This is a genomic window from Acinetobacter sp. A22, assembly GCF_030913345.1.
Classification (GTDB): Bacteria; Pseudomonadota; Gammaproteobacteria; order Pseudomonadales; family Moraxellaceae; genus Acinetobacter; species Acinetobacter junii.
Window position 1 is genome coordinate 2,251,679 of the sequence record NZ_CP133162.1, and the last position, 25,302, is coordinate 2,276,980.

At 39.3% G+C, this 25,302-nt stretch carries 21 protein-coding genes and 2 pseudogenes; 8 read left to right on the forward strand and 15 right to left on the reverse strand.

Features of this window, described 5'->3' with window-relative positions; genetic code table 11:
- Positions 1-2 precede the first annotated feature (2 nt).
- Positions 3-1,175, forward strand: coding sequence for an acetyl-CoA C-acyltransferase FadA (fadA, locus tag Q9Q86_RS10990; protein WP_005403562.1), 1,173 nt, complete (start codon positions 3-5; stop codon positions 1,173-1,175).
- 165 nt (positions 1,176-1,340) lie between these two features.
- Entirely contained in the window at positions 1,341-1,964 is a 624-nt protein-coding gene (locus Q9Q86_RS10995) for a PH domain-containing protein (RefSeq protein ID WP_112987186.1), read from the forward strand.
- A 57-nt stretch (positions 1,965-2,021) separates the two neighbouring features.
- On the opposite strand, the gene Q9Q86_RS11000 is transcribed toward Q9Q86_RS10995, so the two are convergent.
- The gene (locus tag Q9Q86_RS11000) at positions 2,022-2,534 is read right to left on the reverse strand and encodes a hypothetical protein (protein ID WP_004916891.1); all 513 of its coding nucleotides are present in this window, start codon (positions 2,532-2,534) and stop codon (positions 2,022-2,024) included.
- A gap of 302 nt (positions 2,535-2,836) precedes the next feature.
- On the opposite strand from Q9Q86_RS11000, the gene Q9Q86_RS11005 reads away from it, so the two are divergent.
- Entirely contained in the window at positions 2,837-3,535 is a 699-nt protein-coding gene (locus Q9Q86_RS11005; protein ID WP_112987187.1) for a hypothetical protein, read from the forward strand.
- 83 nt (positions 3,536-3,618) lie between these two features.
- On the opposite strand, the pseudogene Q9Q86_RS11010 reads toward Q9Q86_RS11005, so the two are convergent.
- From Q9Q86_RS11010 to Q9Q86_RS11025, 4 genes and pseudogenes are all read right to left on the reverse strand, one after another.
- A pseudogene (locus Q9Q86_RS11010) lies at positions 3,619-4,908 on the reverse strand (ABC transporter ATP-binding protein); the annotation flags it as partial.
- 13 nt (positions 4,909-4,921) lie between these two features.
- Positions 4,922-5,673 (reverse strand): IS5 family transposase gene (locus Q9Q86_RS11015; protein ID WP_112987637.1). Its coding sequence is split into 2 segments (ribosomal slippage): positions 4,922-5,337 and positions 5,337-5,673, totalling 753 coding nucleotides; the frame shifts between segments, so codons are not numbered across the junction.
- A 49-nt stretch (positions 5,674-5,722) separates the two neighbouring features.
- Positions 5,723-6,241 (reverse strand): annotated as a pseudogene (locus Q9Q86_RS11020) (ABC transporter transmembrane domain-containing protein); the annotation flags it as partial.
- A gap of 64 nt (positions 6,242-6,305) precedes the next feature.
- Positions 6,306-7,055, reverse strand: coding sequence for a hypothetical protein (locus tag Q9Q86_RS11025; RefSeq protein WP_112987528.1), 750 nt, complete (start codon positions 7,053-7,055; stop codon positions 6,306-6,308).
- A gap of 175 nt (positions 7,056-7,230) precedes the next feature.
- Here Q9Q86_RS11025 and Q9Q86_RS11030 point away from each other — a divergent pair, with 175 nt between their 5' ends.
- From Q9Q86_RS11030 to Q9Q86_RS11045, 4 genes are all read left to right on the forward strand, one after another.
- The gene (locus Q9Q86_RS11030) at positions 7,231-7,926 is read left to right on the forward strand and encodes a DsbA family oxidoreductase (protein WP_112987529.1); all 696 of its coding nucleotides are present in this window, start codon (positions 7,231-7,233) and stop codon (positions 7,924-7,926) included.
- Between the two features lie 388 nt (positions 7,927-8,314).
- The gene (locus Q9Q86_RS11035; protein WP_112987530.1) at positions 8,315-8,500 is read left to right on the forward strand and encodes a hypothetical protein; all 186 of its coding nucleotides are present in this window, start codon (positions 8,315-8,317) and stop codon (positions 8,498-8,500) included.
- Between the two features lie 11 nt (positions 8,501-8,511).
- Positions 8,512-9,948, forward strand: coding sequence for a hypothetical protein (locus Q9Q86_RS11040; protein ID WP_112987531.1), 1,437 nt, complete (start codon positions 8,512-8,514; stop codon positions 9,946-9,948).
- 171 nt (positions 9,949-10,119) lie between these two features.
- On the forward strand, positions 10,120-11,241 hold the full coding sequence (locus tag Q9Q86_RS11045; protein WP_112987532.1) for a hypothetical protein: 1,122 nt from the start codon (positions 10,120-10,122) through the stop codon (positions 11,239-11,241).
- A 95-nt stretch (positions 11,242-11,336) separates the two neighbouring features.
- On the opposite strand, the gene htpG is transcribed toward Q9Q86_RS11045, so the two are convergent.
- The 5 genes from htpG to Q9Q86_RS11070 all read right to left on the reverse strand — a co-directional run bounded on the left by htpG (position 11,337) and on the right by Q9Q86_RS11070 (position 17,302).
- The gene (htpG, locus tag Q9Q86_RS11050; RefSeq protein WP_004957422.1) at positions 11,337-13,256 is read right to left on the reverse strand and encodes a molecular chaperone HtpG; all 1,920 of its coding nucleotides are present in this window, start codon (positions 13,254-13,256) and stop codon (positions 11,337-11,339) included.
- Between the two features lie 118 nt (positions 13,257-13,374).
- The gene (locus Q9Q86_RS11055) at positions 13,375-13,725 is read right to left on the reverse strand and encodes a lysozyme inhibitor LprI family protein (protein WP_112987533.1); all 351 of its coding nucleotides are present in this window, start codon (positions 13,723-13,725) and stop codon (positions 13,375-13,377) included.
- A 120-nt stretch (positions 13,726-13,845) separates the two neighbouring features.
- Positions 13,846-14,430 (reverse strand): OmpW family protein, encoded by a 585-nt coding sequence (locus tag Q9Q86_RS11060; protein WP_004916920.1) that lies wholly within the window; start codon positions 14,428-14,430, stop codon positions 13,846-13,848.
- Positions 14,431-14,882: 452 nt separating this feature from the next.
- Positions 14,883-16,304: a Na+/H+ antiporter family protein gene (locus Q9Q86_RS11065; protein ID WP_020899659.1), complete on the reverse strand. Its 1,422-nt coding sequence runs from the start codon at positions 16,302-16,304 to the stop codon at positions 14,883-14,885.
- 122 nt (positions 16,305-16,426) lie between these two features.
- Positions 16,427-17,302 (reverse strand): alpha/beta fold hydrolase, encoded by an 876-nt coding sequence (locus Q9Q86_RS11070; RefSeq protein ID WP_112987535.1) that lies wholly within the window; start codon positions 17,300-17,302, stop codon positions 16,427-16,429.
- A 114-nt stretch (positions 17,303-17,416) separates the two neighbouring features.
- On the opposite strand from Q9Q86_RS11070, the gene Q9Q86_RS11075 reads away from it, so the two are divergent.
- Positions 17,417-17,887 (forward strand): DUF4442 domain-containing protein, encoded by a 471-nt coding sequence (locus tag Q9Q86_RS11075; protein ID WP_112987534.1) that lies wholly within the window; start codon positions 17,417-17,419, stop codon positions 17,885-17,887.
- Between the two features lie 27 nt (positions 17,888-17,914).
- On the opposite strand, the gene Q9Q86_RS11080 is transcribed toward Q9Q86_RS11075, so the two are convergent.
- The 5 genes from Q9Q86_RS11080 to rpoC form a co-directional block, all read right to left on the reverse strand.
- Positions 17,915-19,519 (reverse strand): IS66 family transposase, encoded by a 1,605-nt coding sequence (locus Q9Q86_RS11080; RefSeq protein WP_305155932.1) that lies wholly within the window; start codon positions 19,517-19,519, stop codon positions 17,915-17,917.
- A gap of 74 nt (positions 19,520-19,593) precedes the next feature.
- Entirely contained in the window at positions 19,594-19,905 is a 312-nt protein-coding gene (gene tnpB / locus Q9Q86_RS11085) for an IS66 family insertion sequence element accessory protein TnpB (protein WP_158319084.1), read from the reverse strand.
- A 20-nt stretch (positions 19,906-19,925) separates the two neighbouring features.
- Positions 19,926-20,309, reverse strand: coding sequence for a transposase (locus tag Q9Q86_RS11090; RefSeq protein WP_148699016.1), 384 nt, complete (start codon positions 20,307-20,309; stop codon positions 19,926-19,928).
- Between the two features lie 178 nt (positions 20,310-20,487).
- Positions 20,488-20,844, reverse strand: a complete 357-nt coding sequence (locus Q9Q86_RS11095) for a hypothetical protein (RefSeq protein ID WP_004916926.1) — start codon at positions 20,842-20,844, stop codon at positions 20,488-20,490.
- Between the two features lie 170 nt (positions 20,845-21,014).
- Positions 21,015-25,208 (reverse strand): DNA-directed RNA polymerase subunit beta', encoded by a 4,194-nt coding sequence (rpoC, locus tag Q9Q86_RS11100; RefSeq protein WP_004916929.1) that lies wholly within the window; start codon positions 25,206-25,208, stop codon positions 21,015-21,017.
- Between the last annotated feature and the right edge of the window lie 94 nt (positions 25,209-25,302).

Sequence of the window (25,302 nt, forward strand, 5' to 3'; positions counted from 1 at the left end):
GAATGGCTACTTTAAATCCACGTGACGTTGTGATTGTTGATGGCGTTCGTTCTGCCATGGGCAAATCACGTAACGGTATGTTCCGCAATGTACGTGCCGACAGTTTATCTGCTGAATTAGTACGTGCACTTGTTGCTCGTAACCAATTTGATACCAACGAAGTTGAAGACATCATTTGGGGTTGTGTAAACCAAACTTTAGAGCAAGGTATGAACATTGCTCGTAACATTGGTTTATTAGCTGATATTCCAAAGACTGCTGGCGGTCAAACCGTTAACCGTCTTTGTGGTTCTTCTATGCAAGCACTTCATACTGCTGCTGCACAAATTGCGACCAACCAAGGTGACATCTTCATCATCGGTGGTGTAGAGCATATGGGTCACGTAGGTATGATGCACGGCATCGACCTTAACCCTGAAGCATCTAAACACTATGCAAAAGCATCTAACATGATGGGCTTAACTGCTGAAATGTTAGGTCGTATGAACGGTATCTCTCGTGAAGAACAAGATGCGTTCGGTGTTGAATCTCACCGTCGTGCATGGGCTGCAACACAAGAAGGTCGTTTTAAAAACGAAATCGTTGGTGTTGAAGGTCATGATGCAAATGGTTTCAAAATCCTTTGTGACATCGACGAAGTGATTCGTGCTGACGCAAACCTTGAAGCATTCAAAGCGTTGAAACCAGTTTTCGATCCTAAAGGTGGTTCAGTAACAGCAGCAACTTCTTCTGCTCTTTCTGACGGTGCTTCTGCAATGTTAGTTATGTCTGCTGAACGTGCTCAAGCGCTTGGTTTAAAACCACGTGCTGTGATTCGTTCTATGGCTATTGCAGGATGTGATGCTGCGATCATGGGTTACGGTCCAGTACCAGCAACTCAAAAAGCGCTTAAACGTGCTGGTTTAACGATGGCGGATATCCAAACTATCGAATTAAACGAAGCATTTGCTGCTCAAGGCTTATCAGTAATGAAAGGCTTAGGCATCTATGATAAACAAGACATCATTAACTTGAATGGTGGTGCGATTGCATTAGGTCACCCATTGGGCTGTTCTGGTGCTCGTATCACAACTACATTATTGAACGTGATGGAACAACAAGATACACAAATTGGTCTTGCGACTATGTGTATCGGTCTTGGTCAAGGTATCGCGACAATTATCGAACGTGTTTAATCGACACTGAGATAAAAGAAAAATCCCCGCCATGTGCGGGGATTTTTTTATAACCAATTCTATTTATTAGAGAATTTAAAACAGCGATCCATCCAAAAAAGTCTATAGACAAACAAAGTGGCATCAGATTAATATCGGATTTCCAAAAATTATAAGGCTCTAACAATGTTTAAAAATATGGCAGCAGATTTAATGGGGACAAGCGACATTGGTCGGATCATCGAACCAAGAGACTATGACAAAACTGATATTGATGACTATATTTTTCATGAAGATAACGAAAAAATCTTTTTCCTGATCAAAGCCAAAACTGATGAATATTGTTTCACAAACTCTGCTTTCATCCATCTCGATGGTACAAGTGCTGTAAGTAAAAAACGTACTTTAAACCGATATCCCTACAAACATTATCAAATCAGTCATGTTCAGCTCGAAACTGCAGGTACAGTAGACCGTGATGTAGAACTCAAGTTCCATCTAGGCGGTGCATCATATTCAATTGATATTGAAAAATCACAAATTGAAAAAGTGCGCGATTTATATAAAGCACTGTTTAGCATTGGTGAGGCTTGTAAAGAAATCGAGCGCCAATCATCATTGCTTTTTTCAACACAACAAGCTGTAAATAATATGTTCTCGTTGCGTGAACTTCCTGAGCAAGTGTTATTAAATTTACCAAGTATCATTTCGCAAACAACGATTCAAGTTGAAACAAAACTGACGGAGCATCGTAAAAAGATTGAAAACTATGATTTTTCTTCAATTTTTGAGCGTTATATAAAAGAATAAATAAAAAAATCCCCGTACCATATTACGGGGATTTTATATCTCAACATATGATTTAAGTTAACGTGTTAGAAAGTTCTGAGGTGTTTTCAAACCCGCTTCAATTTGTTGTTGTAATTTTAATAGATCATCCAAACTTACTTTTATTGTGCCTTCACGAAATGCATTCGCATTATCCCGATTAATATTGAGGGGTTCTAACATTTTGAAGACCCCATTACTTGGATTAGATGACTGAAAGCCCATCGCAACAGCCATAATATAATCTTCTAAAAAAGGTGAAACTTGAGATAAATCAGGCTGTACGGTTCTCGGCTGATAATCCATCGAAGTTGTGACTTCGGTGAGTTGAGCATTTTGAATATCAGTCTGCTGCTTGTTTATATAATGTTGTAGGGCTTGGCGGACTTTGATATCTTCCTGAAAAGGAACCAATCCAACCTCTTCACGTAGCTCTGATTCTGCCATGATCCGAATCGTAGGCAAAGAACCTACCTGTTCTTCGGCTTGAACAGTGGCAATACCGATATAAGTTAACATCGTAATCAGCAATGATCGTTTGAGTAAGTTCATTTCTGCTCCAAAACTCAGTCATCAAATCCGTGATGAGATTAAATAAAAGCATCTACCTATAGGCTACAACAAAGTGCTGTTTTATTCAGCAGAGGTCAGATAAACGGTAAATTTCATTAAAATTTTAAACTTTAGATAAAAAAAATTAAAATAGACTCATCTGTTAGATGTTTGTAAAAAATCAAATTTCAACGCCAAAAAAACCTCGCATATATCGTCTTTTTTGATTATTGTCCTATGAGTTATTTTCATATTTTTTGTTCTTTTTTAAATTTAAAATTCAAAATATTAGGAGTAAATGGATGTCTTCAACATCAGCAAAAATAACAATGATCTGCATGCTATCAGGCGTTGCTTTAACTGGATGTGCAACTAAAACCCTTATTACTAAAGACAGTAAAACATATACCCGTACTGAACGTGTCATGTTAGTTGAGGACAATGTCGTTGCGTTCGGACGACCTGCGCAAGCATCTGCGAACTTACCGAAAGACAGTATTGTGATTGCAGGGCAAAAAAACAGTTATATCCTGACGCAAGGCGGCACTCAGTTTGTCACTTTGATCAATAAACTTGATCCTAAAAACATTCAAATCACCAGAGAACTCAACTTCTATTCGGAAAAGAATGATGGAAATTTCTCAGGTACATTGCCGCTGTCTTATGTAAAACTCAAAGAAGACCTGAGCAAAAAGGACTTAGAATTTTTCATAGAGAATGGTGCCAAAGAATGTTCATCATCTAGTGACGAACGTATGCAAGCGCAACGCTTTTGTTTTGATATTAAATTGGCAGGGGTAGTCTACCCTGCTGCAAATAATCTCAGTTCATTAAAAGCATTAAGTAAACCTTATCAAGTCTCGATTTATACCCACAAACAAGAAACTTATAGCTCTAAATCAGGTATGAATCCTTTTGAAAAACTTGTTTTGTTGCCATTTGCAGTGGCGATTGATGTAGTGAGCTTACCGTTCCAAGCAGCTGAAAAGATTTTTGATTAAATAAAAAAATAGGTCTTTGATCATTGTTCTGAAAGATGCTCAAAGACCTTTGTACTGTGTTAATTCTAAATCAATGTGTTATATCAACTATGTGTTTCTTCTTCGCCTTCATTATCAAAAGTTTTAGCGATCTTTTCGATATTTAGGCTTTTAGCCATCGCATCAAAAATATCTTTATATACACCCTGTTGCTGATAAAGTTGATGATGTTCACCATGCTCAACAATGGCACCATCTTGCATGACATAGGTGTAGTCAGCATCTATGATCTGAGAAAGACTATGAGAGATAATAATCACAGTTCTACCTTGTTTGATTTCATCTAAACTGTGCTTAATCTGCTCTGTTGCGATTGCATCCAAACTCGCTGTGGGTTCATCTAGAAAAATAATCGGTGGATCTTTCAGAAACATACGTGCTATTGCGATTCGTTGCTGTTGTCCACCCGACAATAACAATGCATCAGATTGATAACCTTTAGGTAACTTTAAAATTTGCTCATGGATCGATGCTTTTTTAGCAGCTTGGATAATTTCGTCTTCACTTGCATCCATTTTTCCATAGCAAATATTGTCTTGTATCGTGCCCTGAAAGATATGATTTTTTTGCAGCACCAAACCAATATGATCTCGCAAATATTGAGTATCCATATCATTCAAATCAATACCATCCAACAGAATTTGTCCTGTCTGCGGTAAATAAAATTTATCCAATAAGCTGATTAAAGTCGATTTGCCTGCACCAGATAATCCTACCAGTGCTGTAATTTTATTGGGTTGTATGGTCATACTAATTTCTTTAAGCGCATGATGACCATTTGGATAGAAGAAATCGACCTGTTTTAACTCAAACTTTCCACTGAGTTGTGAAGGTTTCTGCTGTCCTGAGGTTTCAATCTGATTATCCGCTTCAAGAATCTGAAAAAAACTTTCCGCATAAATCATGGCATCATTGACCTCATCATAAATACGATGCAATGAGCGAATAGGAGCTGAAACATTATTAAATAGCAAAATATGAAACATAATCATCCCGATACTCATGTCGCCAATCAACACAAAATACGCGGTGAGGATAATGATAAAAACGATCCCAATTTGCTCAGTAAAAGTTTTAACGCCATCAAAAATAAAACTAATTTGACGCGTGTGCATCTGATTGTCGGTAAGCTGCTTTTGTAAGATCAGTTGTTTTTCAGCTTCAACTTGTTCACGGTTAAACGACTTAATGACTGTGATCGAATTAATAATACTCAAAATACCCTGACTTTTCCGCTCACGACCATCTCTTAAACTCCGTCTTACTCCACCTAATTTCTGCGCTTGTTTAAAGGTCAACCAAAAATAAATCGGCACGATACTTAGGGCGACTAGGGTCTGTTGAGAATTACCGAGAGTTAATTACACTCGCGCACAATTGAATCATGGCTTCAAAACTCGTATCTGTTTTACAACTACGCATCGCTATACGTTTAAATTCTTTTAACTTACAGAAATAGTTTTCAATGAGATGACGCCATTTATACATAGTCGTATCAAATGCTCTCATTACTTTTCGATTAGATTTGGGTGGGATCACCACTTTCACTTTACGTTCATTGAGTTCTTGGATGAGCCAATCTGCATCAAATGCTTTATCAGCTAGTAATGCTTGAAAATCAACATCTTCAATTAAAGGTTTGGTTTCTACTAAATCGTGATATTGACCAGGCATTAATCGAAACTTAATGAGGTTGCCTAGACTATCCACTAAGGCAAGAATTTTACAGGTCATTCCACCTCGAGATTTACCTATAGACTGTTTGAAAGTCCCCCTTTTGCACCTTGCCCATGTCGATGAACTTTAACAATCGTTCCATCAATCATGGCGTATTCCAAATCAACATCTTCATTTACAGATGCAAAAATAGTTTCAAATACACCAGCTTTAACCCAGTCACGGTATCTTTTAAAGACGGTATTCCATTTACCAAAATGAGCAGGTAGATCACGCCATGGACTGCCTGTACGGGCAATCCATAGGACTGCTTCTAAAAATAATCGATTATCTTTTCCACTACGACCTCGATCGGTCACTTTACCTAGGCAAAAAGGTTCCATTTTTGCCCATTGGGCATCAGTAAGTATGTATCTATCCATAGTACTATTATAAATTAATCAGTAGTCTTTGTTAATTCTCAACAAGCCCTAGCCCAATCCAAAAATTAGCATAGAACATCAAACCCAATGCGAGAATCGCGCTACTGAATAAAGGCAAAATGTCGATAAAGAAGATTTGAATCAAACGTGTAATCGAACCAATACCACGATCAATACGAGTTTGTAATTTTCCTGCTTGATTGTCATCTTGAGTGAAAAATGAAAGCCGATAGGTCAGAAATTTCTCAATAATTGCTTGGGCAACATCTTGTGACACCATGATTCTGAGACGTTCACCAAATAACTTTTGCCCAAACTGAATCAAAGTACTGATAATTTCTTTACTAAGTAAAATAACACTGATCGTTACTAAAATATGCCAATCTTGAGCAAGACCATCTCCCGCTTCTACTAAACGATTGATTTGATCAACAGCATATTGCAGCGTTAAAGCATTAACCTGAGCGGTCAATGCTCCAATCAAAGTCAGGATTAAGGTGATTATCACCAATAGTCTGTAAGGCTTCACAAAAGGTCGAACTTTGATAAAAAGTTGCCATAGATTCATGTTTTTAACGTCAACTCTCCTCAAAAACTTTTAATTTAATTCAAACCATTATCGTCTAAATAACCTAGAGCTCTTTTTCTAAAACAGCAACATTGTTATTTTTAATTTTCTCTATTTGAGCATTTAGCTTTAAAACATCTTGATATAACGTATTGAATTTGCGGACTTGGGCAGATTCATGAAACAAAATAAGTTTTCCTTGTCGCTGCCATTCATATTTTTTTAACAAATCAAACATCGCTTGGGCTTTTTCAATGATTTGCTGTTCTATAGCAAAAATATCTTGAGCTGGATCAACATGCAGATTCTTGGCGAGTTTCTGTTGTAGGCGTTGCTGTAAGTCAGCATCTAGAGAAAGTTCTTTGGCATCAGCTAAAGCTTGAGATTGTATCTGCTGACGTTTTTTATCGTACTCTAATGATGCACGGCGAACATCGCTAAACATTTGCTCTGTTTCTTTATAGTTTGATTTACTATCACGCTCCAACCTTTCTACATCTAAAAATGCATCCCACTGTGCTGCTTTTAATTGACGTAAATAGTGATTACGCGCCTCAATATTCTCCTTCCAATAATTCAGTAGAAACTCCGACATCAACTGATAATCACCAGATAGCCGATCATCTTCAACCTCCAATTGTACGGGCGTTGACCAATCCTGTGCTTGGATATATAGCTCACGCATTTTTTCTGCCATCACGACATCAAACATTTTCTGATTTTGAATTGTTCGCTGTTTTGAATTATTTTGATAGATGAAAAATGCCCCTATACATACCACGATCACACCAAGAATCATTAAAATACGGCGCATAAAGCCTCCCTAGCTTCATTTTATTTTTTTGTTGTTAAAGTCAGTTTAATCAATAAGAAAACAATATATATAGTTTTTATTTCACTTCTCGTAACGGAGCATTACATTTTAATCGCTTTAAATTCAGCAACTACGCCCCTATTATCTCTTTTAACGATAATTGAAGAGAAATTTTATGCGCGTTGATATTTGGTCAGATGTAGTTTGTCCTTTCTGTTACATCGGAAAAAAGCGTCTTGAACATGTAGCTGAACAAGCAGGCATTGAGCTAGATATTCATTGGCATAGCTTTGAACTTGATCCTGACGCCCCTGCAAAACACGAGGTTTCAAATACTCAACGTCTCGCGCAAAAGTATGGACGTAGTTATGCAGAGATGGAAGAAATGGAGCGTAATGTCGCCGCTATGGCAGCGACTGAAGGCATCGATTTCCAATGGCAAAAAGCCAACTCTGGGAATAGTTTTAACGCTCATCGCATCATTCATTTGGCACAAAGCAAAGGTTTAGGTAATGAAGCAAAAGAAGCTTTTTTCCATGCTTATATGACTGAAGGTTTGGCGATTGGCGAGCGAGAAGTTGTTGAGGAAATTGCTTCGCGTATTGGTTTAGACAATGCTGAGGTTGAATACGTGCTAGATTCAGATGAATTAGCTGACTTTGTACGTCATGATGAAAAAATTGCACATGAGCAATTGAAGGTCACAGGCGTTCCTTTCTTTGTTTTTGATCAGAAACTTGCTCTTTCAGGCGCACAGCCTCGAGAAATCTTTTTACAAGCACTTCAACAAGCACAAACCACATCAGTAGAAAGCATTGAGCAGGACAACTCAGCTCAATGTAATGATGAATCTTGTGAAATCAAACATTAAGACATCATTCATCTCATAGGTTTCGGTTCACCCCGAAACCTATGCGCTCCACGCATGTAAAAATCAATACAATTCCAATCATTATTGATCACAAATCAGGCATTTTTATTGCACTAAATAATATGAAACAAATCCTGTAATTATTTTGATCAAGTTTTGACTACAGGCTTTGTGATGAAGCTCACATAAAGAATTTAAATTTATAGATATCTTTGTGTATAGCCATCTAATTATCCGATTCTATCTTTTAATACGTAGCAGTTTTAAAGCCAAAAGTATGATCTAAATCTCGATTTAGCAAATTTAAATACAGAATTTGAATAACTTAGGCACTATAGATTTTACGCATTTTTCTTCTATAATCGTCATAAAGTGACAATCTTTTGTTATGGAAATGCAAGAGTTACAAGCCTTAATAAACGGTCAGATTCAACCAGAACAAATATGTGTAGTACAGCTTGTAGAATTGGCAAAACAGCACACTTTGGCAACCACGACTGAATACAAATTGCTTGAAGATGCTGTCAATGTTGTACTTACTTATTATTTAAAACAGGCTCAAGCCTATCTCTAAGGAAATAAGCAATGGACGTATTAGAGAAAGCATTATTGGTTGATGAGCTCAAACATCTTATTGTTGGGCTTAATGATAATAAAGCTTCGCTTTTTGAAATTGCCAAATCAAAAAAAAGAATTAAAGACATTTGTGCATCATGTAATGACCCTCTTTTTCAAGAAGAATTAGCGCAGTTCAAACAATATATACAACAAGAAGAAGTCCCATCAGAGGAACTTGCTGCATATGGTTTTTCGATGACTTATTACGGCACATATAACTTCTCAGAAAAAATTGAGCATGCTTTATTTGCTGCTCCTGATATGGGATGGGCAACCTTACGCCAAGCTAATCATTGGCAGGTATGGGTGGTTCGCCCTGCTTTATCATTTTTGAAAAGTCCGTGGATGGACTCAAGCAAAGAAGCTTTAGAATGGTTAACTAAACACGCTAAGCAATATGTCAAAACTGATGAGCAGCTAAAACAAATCATTCCAATCTTAGAACCAATCAGTGAAGCTGGGTTAGATTCAACAACAAAGGCAACTCAAACTGAAACCAAGGATGTGTTAACGGTGCTTAAAGAGAAAACTGCGAATTTCGATGCACAGCTTGAAGCGATTATTCAAGAAAAATTACAAACTGCACCACCAATTGCACCTTCGACACCATCAGTTGCAAGCAGACCAAAACCAAGTTTTAAATCCGCTTCTCGACCGACTGCGAATCTAGAAAAAATTAAACCTCTAAATACAGAATTTAATCTAGATGGTTTAGTTTGCCGACTTGAACGTGTAGATCCAAAAGTTTTTCCATCTTTGTATCATGTAGATCTACATGATGAGATTAATCAAAACATTAAAATTGATTGGTTATATTTAAAAGCTGAAAATGATGAACAACCAATTTGGGAAACAGCTCAAATCTTTTTAGCTGAACAACTCTATGCACAAGGTCAATTTTCACATTATGTTGTCTTAATTGGTACACACAGCGTTGAATATGCAACGAGTGTTTTACAAACTTACACTGATCAACGCCATACGCGTACCAGCTCCATACATCAGACACATTGGACGACCTTTAAACAGCACTATCATCAACATGAAACGCTGTTTAATGAATGCATCATGAATGGTCATACAGTTTGGCAACGTGATGAAGATGCTTATCCATATATTCCAGCGTCATTTATCAATACACAGAAGTTCATTCCTTTTGATGAAACAGAGGCTAATTTCCTTACACCAATTATTCTGTTAAAAGAACGTCAAAAAATTCGTGTTATACATGGGTTAGAACGCATCAAACTTTCCTCTGAAGATCAAGCCTATCCATTCTTATTACTTGATCGTACAAATGGCTATACATGGCAATTGATTCGACAAGTGATTAGTAGTTTAGCTCAACCGATCTCAGTCCACGCCTTGTATGATGCTTTAGCTAAGGCGGACGTTTCAGCATAACAAAAATCTATCACAAGATTTATATAGCCACATTCATCTCAGAATGTGGCTTATTTTTTTAAAGTTTATTTGTATAGCTCTCTGATAAATTGCTGTTTTTTGTGTCTAAATATTGATTTTAATAACGAAATAATAAAGAGTGAAAAGAAGAACAATATATAAGCTTAAATTATGAATACTTTTTTAAAAACGGTCCCTATCGCCCTTGTTCCAACACTTTTGGCTCTTCCATTTGGCGTGATAACTCAAGCCACTTACGCCACTGAAGAAACATCCGTTCAGGGTGAACAAGCTCATGCATCAGACTCGGCAAATCTATTAAGTTATATACCTAAATGGGTCGATGCTACACCTACTATACTTCCTGAACAATCTGATCAACCTATCGTTCCACCAACTTCAGAAACCGAAGATAGAACGTGGATTGATCGCAAACAAAAAGATATTCGGAATTGGGCAGACCGAACTTCTGTCAAAATTGATGATTGGTTTGGAGATGTAGATCCAGAAAAGCCTGCTTCAGCTACCATTCGGGTCTTGGTTGATAATTATTGGAATAAATATGATCAATATGAGGTTAAACCTCGTATTCGTGGAAAAATCAAACTACCAACTTTAGAAAAAAAGTTCAGTGTTGTTTTTGGTGATGACTCGCTTGATGATGAGTTTGACAACAATGTTGCCAATACCAACACTCAACCGAATCAAGATCCTGATAAAAAATTTGATTCAAAACAAACTAGAGACAGTAATGGATCAATCGCATTACGTTGGTCAAATTTCTCCAAACGACTACCATTTGATACCGATGCAGATATCGGTATTCGCTCTGGTGATGATGTTTATTTACGTTTGAGAGCAAAAAAATATTGGGATTTAGATCATGACTTTAATTTCAATGCTGAACAAATCTATCGCTATGGCAGTAAAAGTGAAAACTATCTTCGAACAAATTTAGAACTGATTCACGCACGCCCAAACCAACCTTTTTTATCAAATCAACTCAGTTTGACCTATGCTGATACACAAGATGATGATCTACGATGGGACAACCGTACATTCCGCCAACACCAATTTTTCGCACACAATAGTTTTAAGTACGGTATTTACACGGGTGGCTATTACGATAACAACGATTTACGTCTAAATAGTTGGGGACCTTTTGTATCTTGGCGACAACCTCTTTGGCGCGAATGGTTCTATGTACAAGGAGATCTCAATTATTTTAACGACCACCATGAAGATCGAAGCCATTACGTCAGTACATTTGTTCGCTTTGAAAGTTTGTTTTGATGAAATTAACAGCGATCTTGTGGGTAACTTTAAGTTTATCCATAGCAAAAAACCTCTAATCACTTAGAGGTTTTTTGCTATCAGATGAGATAAAACTACTTCAATAGTAGGCTATTGATTCGTTTTACATATGCTGCTGGATCTTCAGGTAAACCACCCTCCGCAATAACAGCCTGATCAAAAATCACATTCGCTAAGTCATCAAATTGCTCAGAACTTTCTAACTTTTTCACCAGTGGATGTTCAGGGTTAATTTCAAGGGTAGGCTTAATCTCTGGAACTGCTTGCCCTGCTTGTTTAAGCATTCGTACCAACTGAGGTGAGAGTTCACCCTCACTAGTGACTAAGCATGCTGGAGAATCCACCAAACGTGTAGTCACACGGACTTCTTTAGTTTTCTCTTTGAGTGAAGCACTCAAGCGATCGACGACAGGTTTAAACTGCTCAGCTGCCTCTTCAAGCGCTTTCTTCTCTTCAGCATCTTGTAAATCGCCTAAGTCAACAGCACCCTTTGAAACATTCTGTAATGGCGTACCATCGAACTCATGGACAAAATTCATCGCCCAATCATCAACACGATCTGCCATCAGCAATACTTCAATGCCTTTTTTCTTAAATACTTCAAGTTGAGGAGAGTTTTTAGCAGCACTCAAACTTTCAGCCGTCACATAATAAATAGCCTTCTGACCTTCTTTCATACGCGACTTGTAGTCAGCAAAAGACGTAACAACCTCATCATTAGTCGACGTTGCGTAACGCAATAATTTTAAGATGCGTTCACGATTACCAAAGTCTTCGCCTAGACCTTCTTTTAGTACAGATCCAAATTCCGCATAGAATTTTTTGAATTTCTCTTGATCTTTTTCATCTTCAGATTTAGCTAAACTATCTAATAAGGTTAATACACGGCGTGCATTCCCTTCACGAATAGTTTTAACATCACGGCTTTCTTGCAATAACTCTCGGCTGACGTTCAATGGCAAATCAGCACTATCCACGACACCTTGTACAAATCGTAAATAATTTGGAATCAAATTATCTGCTTCATCCATGATGAAAACACGTTTCACATATAGCTTAATGCCAGCTTTTGCTTCACGGGTAAATAAATCTTGTTTCGCTTGACTTGGGATATACAACAATTGCGTATATTCAGTACTTCCCTCAACTCGGTTATGTGCCCAAGCCAATGGTTCTGCAAAGTCGTGACTTAAATTTTTGTAAAACTCGATGTACTGCTCTTCAGTAATTTCACTCTTGCTACGTGTCCATAATGCACTCGCAGAGTTAATCGCTTCCCATTCATCTGTTTTGACCATTTGACCACCTTTAGGCTCTTCGCCCTCAGCAGTCTCTTCCTCTTGCCAGACTTCTTTTTGCATTTCGATTGGCAAGCTAATATGGTCAGAATATTTATTAACGATTTGTTTTACTTTCCAAGATTCTAAATAATCCAGTGCATCATCACGTAGGTGCAAGATGATATCTGTACCGCGTGTTGCTTTATCAATGCTTTGAACCTCAAACTCACCGGTTCCACCACTAATCCAACGTACCGCTTCTGTTGAAGCTAAACCAGCACGACGAGATTCGACAGTGATTTTATCCGCAACAATAAAACCTGAATAAAAACCAACACCAAACTGACCGATCAATTGCGCATCTGCTTTCTGATCACCAGTCAGCTTAGACATAAAATCTTTTGTACCTGATTTTGCAATCGTACCTAAATTATCAATCGCTTCTTGTTGGCTTAGACCGATACCATTGTCTGAAATTGTAAGCGTTTTATTTTCTTTGTCTAAAGTCAGACGCACTCGTAAATTTGGATCATTTTCATAATATTCGGGATGATTAATTCCCTCAAAACGTAATTTATCACATGCATCTGATGCATTCGAAATGAGTTCACGTAAGAAAATTTCTGGGTTTGAATAGAGAGAATGCGTCACTAAATGCAATAACTGAGCAACTTCAGCTTGGAAACTATAATTTTGTGATGCTTGTTCACTCATAAATCACTCCTTATTTGTGAGGCTTATCAATTTGGAATGATCTATGAATGGTGTATAACTAAAATTTTTCAATCCTTAAAATGCAATTTTTTATCTAAATCACTCAAATTTACGTGAGCTAAAAAGGTCCCTGACTCAACACGCGATCTTGTAGGATACGATCAAGTTCTTGTTGTCTTTGTAAATATGCTTTTCTCAAACATAATGTTTTCGCACCGCAACGATTACGCTGTTTCAACCATTGAAACTGCTTATCTTTTTCAGCATCACGCCCTCCCATTGGAAGAGCATGCAAGATAATTTGATAAGTTGTTGCCAACTTTACATCGGCATCATTTAATTCTCGTTGATTACAAATCTGATGTTCAACCGTTGATTTTGCTTGATGGCATGAAAAACTAGCAGCTTCCACAGATGAAATAAACAATAGAAACAAAATAAACCCAATACACCCTAATTTAAATTTCATATCAAATCACACATAAATATAGTGAATTCTATTTATCATAAGAGCAGTTTTTTAATTTTTATGTAGGTTTTTAATATAAAAAAAGCCCCATATAATGTGAGGCTTGCACAACTAGATGACTTAGAATTTATAGCTATAACCGAGGGTATAGACCATTGGATTCAAGTCTAATTTAAATTTAGTACCATCAACTAATTTAACTTTAGGGCTAATGTCTGCATAACGTGCATCAAAGTATACACCCCAGTTTTTCGCATCAGCAGGTTGGAAATTGAAACCTAACTGACCTGCAACACCGTATGCATTTTTTACGTCATCTGCCACGCCTTTTTCATGCCATGCAATAAATGCTGTACCACCGACACCGATATAAGGCGTGAAACGAGTTGAATTTTTAAAATTATATTTTGCTGTAATTGTTGGTGGTAATTGGCGCACACTTGCAACCTTTTCACCATTTAATAAAACATCGTGATTAATAGGATTAGCTAATAACACTTCAGCAGAAAACGGTGTATCACCAAAGAAATATTCAACTGACGGTGTAAATGCAAATTCATGATCACCTTTTACCGTAGCACCAGGTGCAAGCGTTGTATCTGCTGTTGGGTCAATTAAACTCGCACCCACTTTTATTTGAAAACCTCCTGCAAATGCAGTTGAAGATAACCCCAATAATGCGACCACTAAAACTTTCTTTAACATTTAAATAACCTCATTTAAAAAATTATGTTCTTGTCCAATATAATAAACACTAGTTCACATTATTATACAATAGAGATAAAATCCGACTATTTTAATTATTTATTTAATCCATTGAATAACAAAAAAATATAATTGTTAAAATATGTAATATAACTTTAATCCAGACCATTTAGGTCAAGATAAATACCTATAAAACCAAGCAATTTTATCAGAATTAACCATTAATAAAGACTGGTAAATTTATTTAAAAAATAGAATTCAATTCTACTTAAAAATAATAAATCCACAATTTTTAATATAAAGTCATCATTATTAAAATAGAATAAAAAAGAGACTAAAAATATCACATGATTATTTTAAAATCAGTTAACCAAGATATTAAATAAATAAAATACGTAATTTAATTCACAAAAAATAAGGCCCTTAATCAGGACCTTTATTTAGAAAGATTATTATAGAATCATGGCTGCAATCCAGCCAAAGATCAAAAGAGGAATATTAAAATGAATAAATGTTGGAACGACCGTATCCCAAATATGATCATGTTGACCGTCCACACCTAAACCAGCCGTTGGTCCCAAAGTTGAATCCGATGCTGGAGATCCTGCATCTCCCAAAGCCGCAGCTGTACCGATCAATGCAATCGTCGCCAATGGTGAAAACCCAAACTGCACACACAACGGTACATAAATAACAGCCAATACAGGCACACTTGAAAAAGATGATCCAATCCCAATCGTAACAAATAAGCCGATAAATAACATCAGAAATGCAGCTAATGCATGATTATCACCAATGATATTGACCACACCATTTACCAATTGATTAATATCGCCTGTATGCGTCATGACTGATGCAAATCCAGCAGCAGAAATCATGATGAAGCCTACCAATGCCATCATCCGCATGCCTTGCACAAAAACATCATCCGCATCTTGCCATTTAAAAATTCCAGAAGCGGATAGCACAGCAAATCCAACCAGTCCACCTAGAATCATAGAACCAGAATACAGTTGTGCAACCAGAGTCAGCACAATTGCAAGCAAAGCCATAAACATGGTTTTCTTAGAAATTGTCGGTACATTTTCTGCTTCATGTCGAAGCTCTTCAGCATCGGCTTTGAGATCATGCTCAACTTGAGATGTTGTACGCAATGGTTTATCTAAATCAATAGTTTTTACCGTTGTGATTGTACGATCTACATATTCTCGTGGCTTACGGTAACTCACAAACACTGCCACAAGCGTACCAAGAACCATTCCTAAAACAGGAATAGCCATTCCAATCGGCATCATACTGCGTTCGACATGCAAACCATACGCTGCACCAATTTTGTTAATATTCCCCATCAAAATTTGTTCAAGGAAAATCGCACCAAAACCTACAGGCAGGAAAATATATGTTCCCACTAAACCAAGCGTTAACACACATGCTGCCGCACGACGATCCAATTTTAGATGGTTCATGACTTTCAGCAATGGAGGTACCAGTACAGGGATAAAAGCGATATGAACTGGGATTAAGTTTTGCGAAAAGATTGCTGCAATTAACAAAATAGTTAATAAAAGATACTTCACCTTTTTTTCTTGATTTTTACTTGCTTCAAAGCCCAGTAAACCAATCAATTTATGCGCAAGTAAGTCAGGTAAACCTGATTTTGAAAGTGCTAAAGCAAACGCACCTAATACTGCATACGCTAAGGCAACTTCAGCACCATCACCTAAACCAGCATTAAATGCTTCCACAGTTTGGGAAAGACTCAAACCTGCAACTAAACCACCAATAATGGCTGAAATCACTAAAGTGAGAACAACAGAAACTCGTGCCAGTGACAGTATAAACATCACGGCAATCGCGATTACGACAGCATTCATGAAAAAAAGTAGGAGCAAAAGAAAGGCGACATTCTAGCAGATTCATTGAGATGAAGCTGAAAATATCGCCGAATAAAGTGCGTAAATCTTATGTGATTTTTATTGTTAAATATCATTCAATCTTAAGCAGCCTGACGCTGAATAAAACCACGAATAAGTTCAGCAATTTTCTCAGGTTGGCTGATGACAGCCCAATGATTCGCATCAAGTTCTGTATATTCAAACTTTTCAACCCACTTCGGCATAGACTCAGTAATATATTCTGGACTAACAAATGCATCACGACGCAATACAATCGCTTGTACTGGACATTGCGCATAACGTTGACGCGGTTGAGTTAAAGAAGGAATAAAGTTTGCACGATATAAGTTAATCCCGTATTTACCATCTGCAACAATATTTGCATTTAATGGTAAATCTTGTTTTTTCTCTAATCCATTCAAGATTTTGCCCCATTTTTCTGGACTGAAGAAAGTCCAAACTGTAGGTGCAATGAGTGGTAAATGGAATGCACCGATATACCATGACTTTGTCAGCATTTTCAGAACATTTGCTGGTGCTGATTTAAACTTTTCACGCAAATATAAAGAAGCATGATCTAAGCAAGGACCAGAGATCGTTGTATAAGACAACAAACGACCTTTAAGTTTAGGCTCAGTTGCCGATTCCCAAGATTGTAATGAACCCCAATCATGCGCTGCCATATGGAAATTACGATTTGGCAAAACTTGATCTACCACTTCTTGTAAATCTAATGACAAACGCGGTAGACGATAGTCTTTGATACGTTTTGGAATAGAAGATAAACCTGCGCCACGCACATCATAAGTTACAATAAAATAATCATTGACGAGCTTTTCAATAATTGACTCCCAAACTTCCTGATTATCTGGATAACCATGTACTAAAACCAATGGTGTTTTTTTCTCATCGCCCCATGTCTTCACACACAGTGTTTGCTGATCAGAAGTTGTGACAGTTTTTACTTGTGGTTGCATAATTTTTCCCATTTTGTTTTCAAGTGGCTTGGTCAACTAAACAGCCATTGCCAGCGATACAATAAAAATGATACTTATGAAGTATGAATAGAGTTATCAGAAAAAAAATTGACCATGAAAAACTTTTTCAAAAAAATTCGAACCATTCCAGCCGTTTCAAAATTTATGATCAATCATTACTCACCTTATCGCGGTGCAGGAATAGCAATTGAAACGATTGACCTCGACAATTATTTCATTCGAATCAAAATGCCGCTTACACGAAAAAATCGGAATATTGTTGGAACACATTTTGGTGGCAGTTTGTATTCCATGGTTGATCCCTTTTATATGCTTATTTTGATACATCATTTGGGAAACAAATACATTGTGTGGGATAAAAGTGCTGCAATCAATTTTTTATCACCAGGTCGAAGCACTGTTTATGCTGATATTCGGATCAGCCCAGAAGAAATTAGCGAAATTAAACGATTAGCTGAAAATCACGAACCTGTACTTCGATCATATACTTTAAATATTGTGGATGAAGCTGGTACTCGGATCGCAGAAGTCGAGAAAACCTTATACATTCGTAGAAAAAAGTAAGCGTCCGCTGAACCCCATGCCTATTTTTTAATTTGAGTTGGATTTCCAGCGATGTGGCAGTAATTCTTCTATTTGGGTCGCTTTATGCGTCGGCAGCCTTTTCAGCACATCACTGAGATAGGCATACGGATCCAACCCATTCAGCTTTGCTGACTGGATTAAAGTCATGATATTTGCCGCTCGCTGTCCACTGCGCAGCGAACCTGCAAACAACCAGTTCTTACGGCCCAATGCCCAGGGGCGCATTGAGTTCTCTGCCCAGTTATTGTCAATGGGTAGATTGCCATCATCCAGATAGCGGCTTAAGGCTGGCCAACGCTTCAGACTGTAATTGATGGCCTTGGCGGTTGGAGAACTCGATGGCACCGTCAGATAATGTTGGTTGAGCCATTCATACAGTTGTTGCATCACCGGTTGGCTGTGCTGTTGTCGGTATTCGCGGCGGTGTTCTGCTGTACTATCGGTCTTTTTCCTGAGTTCGGCTTCTATCGCATACAGTTTCTGAATCATCAGTAATGCCTGTTCAGCGATCTGACTTTTCCCAGTCACATGTAGCTCATGGAATTTACGACGTGCATGCGCCATGCAGCCCACCTCAATGACATCGCCTGATTTAAAGCGTGCTTTATAACCACTGTAATCATCACAGACCAGATAACCCTGCCAGCCATTCAAGAACTCTGCAGCATGCTGACCTGAACGGCTATCCTGAAAGTCATAGATCACCGCTTGAACTGGATTGTACTGTGTAGTGGCATAGGCCCAGACATAACCTTTCTTCGGTTTTTTCTCATCATCACCCATCCGCATAATGGTGACTGGTGTTTCATCTGCATGGATCACCCGCTGTTGCAGCACCACCTGTTTTAAGGCATTGGCCAGAGGTTCCAGTTCCACACCGCAGCGACCTATCCAGTCAGATAAAGTAGATCTGGACAGATCAATGCCCGCCCGCTGATAGATCAGGCGCTGACGGTACAGCGGCAAATGATCGGCATACTTCGATACCAGCACATGGCTGAGCAGTTCAGGTGAAGCAATGCCTTTATCAATCACATAGGCGGGCATCGCTTGCTGAGTCAGGGTGTCACACTGATCACAGACCCATTTGCCACGCACATGCTGTTCCTTATAGAACTGTGCCGGTCTGAAATGCAGTTTTTCACTGATATCTTCGCCGATACGACGGAGTTGGCAGCCACAAGCACATTGGGTTGATGCAGGTTCATGCTCAATACGGATGGTGTGTAGATGATCTGGCAGTGGTCGACGTTTAGGTTTATTGACTGTGGCTTTGTGTGTCGCTGCATTGGTTTTATCTGCATTTAGCCGTTCCAGTTCTAGATCAACCGCGGCAATATCTTCTTCAACCGCTTCATCCCACAGATGGATTTGTTTTGCCGTTAAGTGTTCATTCTTTTGAGCGAATTTGTGCTTTTTAAACAGCGCCAGTTCATGCTCGTATTTTTGATTGAGAATAGAAAGATGTTGAACTTTAGAATCTAATTGCTGGTTTGATTTTTCTAATTCTTGATTTGATTGTGCCAGAGACTGATGCTGCATTGCCAACTGTCTAGTGAATTCCAGCAGTTGTTCATGGGTCAGTTGGCTTAAGTCAGGCAGCGTATTCATGACCGCAGTATGCCTGAGGTCATGACGCAGAGGAAATAGAACGTTTGGAGAATAGCAGAATGCACCAACCTGGTTTAGAGCATCGTCACTACCTGCTGTCGTCCAATGCGCTGCCAGGGCAAACCCTGGATCAGTGCCTGTAACTGTTCCGGGCTGAGGGCCACGGTTTCACCTTGGTGAACTTGAGCCCAGTGAAATTTACCCTGTTCCAAACGCCGGGCACACAGCCAGATGCCCAGTCCATCATGTACCAACACTTTCATACGATGACCACGTTTATTACAGAACAGGTAGGCGCAATGCGGTTTGATGTAGCCAAAGGCTCTCACCACCTGAGCCATGGTCGTATCCATACCTGCACGCATGTCCATGGGCTGAGTAGACAACCAGATTTCATCAATGCGGATCATGTTGCAAGTGCCTTGAGTAATTCTGCCAAGGCAGGTATTTCTGATACTTGCCATTTCAAGCCAATTTCTGCTTTTGAGTGGGGTAAAGTAATTTGAACCTTTAACATGTCAGTAGGAGTAGGATCTAATGGTGCAGAGCAAGATAAGGCAATAAATGCAGGTTTATTCGGTAGTGGTGAGCGATCATTCCCTGGCTTACCATCAATTAAGCGAATCCATTTGGATACAAGATTTGTATTCAATCCATGTTGCAAAGCGACCGAAGCAATTGAAACGTCCGGTGCTTTACAAGCCTGAACGATCTGCTGTTTAAATTCAGCACTGTATGTTCTTCGTTTTTTCGCAAGAGATGCGATGGATGTCTGGTGATTTGTAGTCATAAATTTTAGTCCCCACTTGTTTTTAAGTGGGGACTAAATTAAGGCTTATAGGATGAATTCATAAGGTGTGTTCAGCGGACGCTTACAGAAAAAAGGCTAAAGCTACTACTTAATCTATACAGCTAGATAAAAAATGCCTGAGAGGAATCACAGGCATTTTTTATTACGAAATTAGAGATTATTTCTTTTCTTGGATGGCAGCACCTGCACCACCACCGATCGCACCACCTATTGCAGCACCAGAATCACCACCTAATAACGCTTTACCTACAACTGAACCAATACCTGCTCCAATTGCACTACTTGTAGTCGTACGACTACTACCACCTTGGGTATTTGCTCCTACACCAGCACCAGCTGCCGCACCTACACCCGCACCTAGACCACCACCAACATGGTTACCAACACCACCACCTACTGCACCACCTAAGGCTGCTGCACCGATACGCTGGTCTGATGCACTCATATTTTGACAACCTGTAAACATAACCGTTGATATGACTAAAGCGGAAACAACACCAATTGTTTTTTTCATGACGGATACTCTCCTGTTCTGTATGTTAAAAATAATAATCTTCTTTTATGTGGACTTTGATCATGTTATGTAATTTGGGTTAGCTAATGCTTTAATATTTGTAAATTTAAACTCAATCTTAAACCAATAAAAAAAGCACCCGAAGGTGCTTTTTTTGAATCAACTCATAATTAGAATTGATCCGAATTTAATGCTTGGCTGAACGCTTGATCAACTTCACTGAAATCATTGTGAAGTTCAAACTCAGCAGCTTCCGCTTCTTGACGACGACGTTCTAGGTGATACGCAAGACCTGTACCAGCAGGAATCAAACGACCAACAACAACGTTTTCTTTCAAGCCACGTAAATCATCTTCTTTACCTGTTACAGCCGCTTCAGTTAACACACGTGTTGTTTCCTGGAACGATGCAGCAGAGATGAACGAGTCAGTAGAAAGCGACGCTTTGGTAATACCCATCAATTGACGTTCAAACTTCGCAGGGAACTTGTTCTGAGCCAAGACAGCTTGGTTCTCTTGAACAACACGGATGTAATCCACTTGTTCGCCTTTAATAAAGCTTGTATCGCCACCATCAGTGATTTCAACTTTACGCAACATTTGACGTACGACGACTTCAATGTGCTTATCGTTGATTTTTACACCTTGGAGACGGTAAACGTCTTGAACTTCGTTCACGATGTAGTTTGTTAAAGCAACTTCGCCTTTCAAACGTAAGATGTCATGTGGGTTTTGTGGACCATCAGAAATGGTTTCACCACGGTTTACATGCTCACCCTCGAACACGTTGATTTGACGCCATTTAGGAATCAACTCTTCGTAGATCTCCGAACCATCATCAGGTGTGATCACTAAACGGTTCTTACCTTTGGTCTCTTTACCAAAGCTTACGATACCAGACACTTCTGCCAAAATCGCATGCTCTTTTGGTTTACGTGCTTCAAACAAGTCTGCAACGCGTGGAAGACCACCGGTAATATCACGAGTACGCGAAGATTCTTGTGGTACACGACCGATTACATCACCCACACCAATCGTTTCGCCATCACGGACAGTCACGATTGTATTTTGCGGCAAGAAGTAGAACTGTTCGCCGCCATCTGTTGTATCCAACACGATCGCAGGACGTAAATCTTTACCAGACGCAGGACGTGCTGTTACTGGCAAGATTTCAACAGTCGTCATACCTGTTGCATCATCAGTCTTAGAGGTTGCAGTTACACCATCAGCGATTTGGCTGAAACGTGCTTTACCCGCAACTTCTGTAACAAGTGGATGTGTATGTGGATCCCAAGTCGCTACGATACCGCCAGCTTCTACAGTCTCACCATCTTTCAACAAAATGCTGGCACCGTAAGGAAGTTTATAACGCTCGCGCTCACGACCTAAGTCATCCGCAATACCAATTTCACCTGAACGAGAAACTGAAACTAAGTGACCTTTGGCATGTTGTACAGTTTTCACATTGTGGAAACGTACAGTACCTTTGTTACGTACTTGAACGCTGTTCGCAGCAGAAGTTCGGCTCGCAGCACCACCAACGTGGAACGTACGCATCGTTAACTGTGTACCAGGTTCACCAATTGACTGAGCAGCCATTACACCGACTGATTCACCTGGATTCACCAAGTGACCACGTGCAAGGTCACGACCATAACAACGAGCACACACACCGAATGTAGATTCACATGCAATTACTGAGCGTACTTTAACTTCATCGACACCCGCTTCTTCAAGCTGAGCTGCGATTTTCTCGTCAATAAGCGTACCGCGAGGTAATACAACTTCATCATCAGATGCACGACGTACATCTTCAGCCGTTACACGACCTAATACGCGGTCACGTAATGGCTCGATGACATCACCACCTTGAATGAATGGAGTCATCACTAAACCACCCGCTGTACCACAGTCAGGTTCAGTAATTACTAAGTCTTGTGCTACGTCTACTAGACGACGAGTCAAGTAACCAGAGTTCGCTGTTTTTAAAGCTGTATCGGCCAAACCTTTACGCGCACCGTGTGTTGAAATGAAGTACTGAAGTACTGTCAAACCTTCACGGAAGTTTGCTTTAATCGGTGTCTCAATGATCGAGCCATCTGGCTTCGCCATCAAACCACGCATACCCGCTAACTGACGAATCTGAGCTGCCGAACCACGGGCACCCGAGTCAGACATCATGTAGATACTGTTGAATGATTTCTGCTTCTCGTCTTCACCTTGCTTGTTTTTAACAAGTGTGTAAGACAAGTTATCCATCATTGCTTTCGCAACCTGGTCATTGGTACGTGCCCAAATATCGACCACTTTGTTATAGCGCTCACCCGCAGTTACGAAACCTTGCTCAAACTGTTGTTCGATTTCACGAACTTCTGTTTCAGCTTTGTCAATAATGACTTGTTTCGTTGGTGGGATCAGCATGTCTTCCATACCAACAGATACACCTGAACGCGTCGCTTGACGGAAGCCCAAATACATCAATTGGTCAGCGAAGATAACAGTATCTTTCAAACCAAGTTTACGGTAGCAAGAGTTGATTAACTTAGAGATGTTCTTTTTAGTCATCTCAAGGTTGATCATATCAAAGCTTAAACCTTGTGGAACAACTTCCCAAAGTAAGCAACGACCTGGTGTTGTATCAACGATAATCGTTTGCTGTTCACGTTCACCATTTTCATTGATCACAGTTTGGTGTACACGTACTTTTACACGTGCGTGAATCGCTACTTTACCCGTTGCCAATGCGCGGTTTACTTCGTGAGTATCCGCAAACACCATGCCTTCACCCTTGGCATTTACTGCATCACGTGTGATGTAGTAAAGACCCAATACAACGTCCTGAGAAGGAACGATGATTGGCTCACCGTTGGCTGGCGACAAGATGTTGTTTGTTGACATCATCAATGCACGAGCTTCAAGCTGCGCTTCCAATGTCAATGGAACGTGTACCGCCATTTGGTCACCATCGAAGTCGGCGTTAAACGCAGCACATACGAGTGGGTGAAGACGGATCGCCTTACCTTCAATCAGAATCGGTTCAAATGCTTGAAGACCTAAACGGTGAAGTGTTGGCGCACGGTTCAACATTACTGGATGTTGACGAATTACAGAAGCAAGAACGTCCCAAACTTCAGGAGTCTCACGCTCAACCATTTTCTTCGCAGCTTTAATGGTTGTTGCTTGACCAGATGCTTGTAGTTTCGCGAAAATAAATGGTTTGAATAATTCAAGCGCCATTTTCTTCGGAAGACCACATTGGTGAAGACGTAAAGTAGGACCTACGGTAATTACCGAACGACCAGAATAGTCAACACGTTTACCAAGTAAGTTTTGACGGAAACGACCTTGTTTACCTTTGATCATATCAGCCAAAGATTTCAATGGACGTTTGTTCGAACCTGTAATCGCACGACCACGACGACCGTTATCAAGCAATGCATCAACAGACTCTTGTAACATACGTTTTTCGTTACGTACGATAATGTCTGGTGCAGCAAGATCAAGAAGACGTTTCAAACGGTTGTTACGGTTAATCACACGACGATATAGATCGTTTAAGTCTGAAGTCGCGAAACGACCACCTTCAAGAGGTACAAGCGGACGTAAGTCTGGTGGAAGTACTGGAAGTACATTCATCACCATCCATTCAGGCTTATTGTTTGATTCTTTGAATGCTTCCATCAACTTCAAACGTTTAGACGCTTTTTTAAGTTTCGTCTCTGAAGTCGTTTGTGGAATCTCTTCACGTAAACGAGCAATTTCAGCTTCAAGATCGATGTCTTTCAACAAGTCTTGAACAGCTTCTGCACCCATTTTCGCTGTGAATTCATCACCGTGCTCTTCAAGTGCATTGTAGTATTCTTCATCCGTTAAAAGTTGATACTTTTCAAACGGAGTCATACCAGGATCAGTAACGACATAAGATTCGAAATATAATACGCGCTCGATATCACGTAATGTCATATCAAGAAGTAAACCAATACGGCTCGGTAATGATTTCAAGAACCAAATGTGTGCAACTGGAGAAGCAAGTTCAATGTGACCCATACGTTCACGACGAACTTTAGCAGTCGTTACTTCAACGCCACATTTTTCACAAATGACGCCTTTATATTTCATACGCTTGTATTTACCACACAAGCATTCGTAATCTTTTACTGGACCAAAGATTTTGGCACAGAACAAACCGTCACGTTCAGGTTTAAAAGTACGGTAGTTAATGGTTTCAGGCTTTTTAACTTCACCGTGAGACCATGACTTAATCATCTCTGGTGACGCAAGACCAATACGGATACGGTCAAATTCAATCGGTGCATGACCTTCTGAATCCGTTTTCTTACGCATGATATCGAGCAAGTCTTTCAATTTTTTTCTCCGTGTGTCAGGAAGCTAGGCTTACCTGACTGGGTCACAAATATTGTTTTTTAACTGAACAACCCTCCCTCAACCCCTCCTTTTC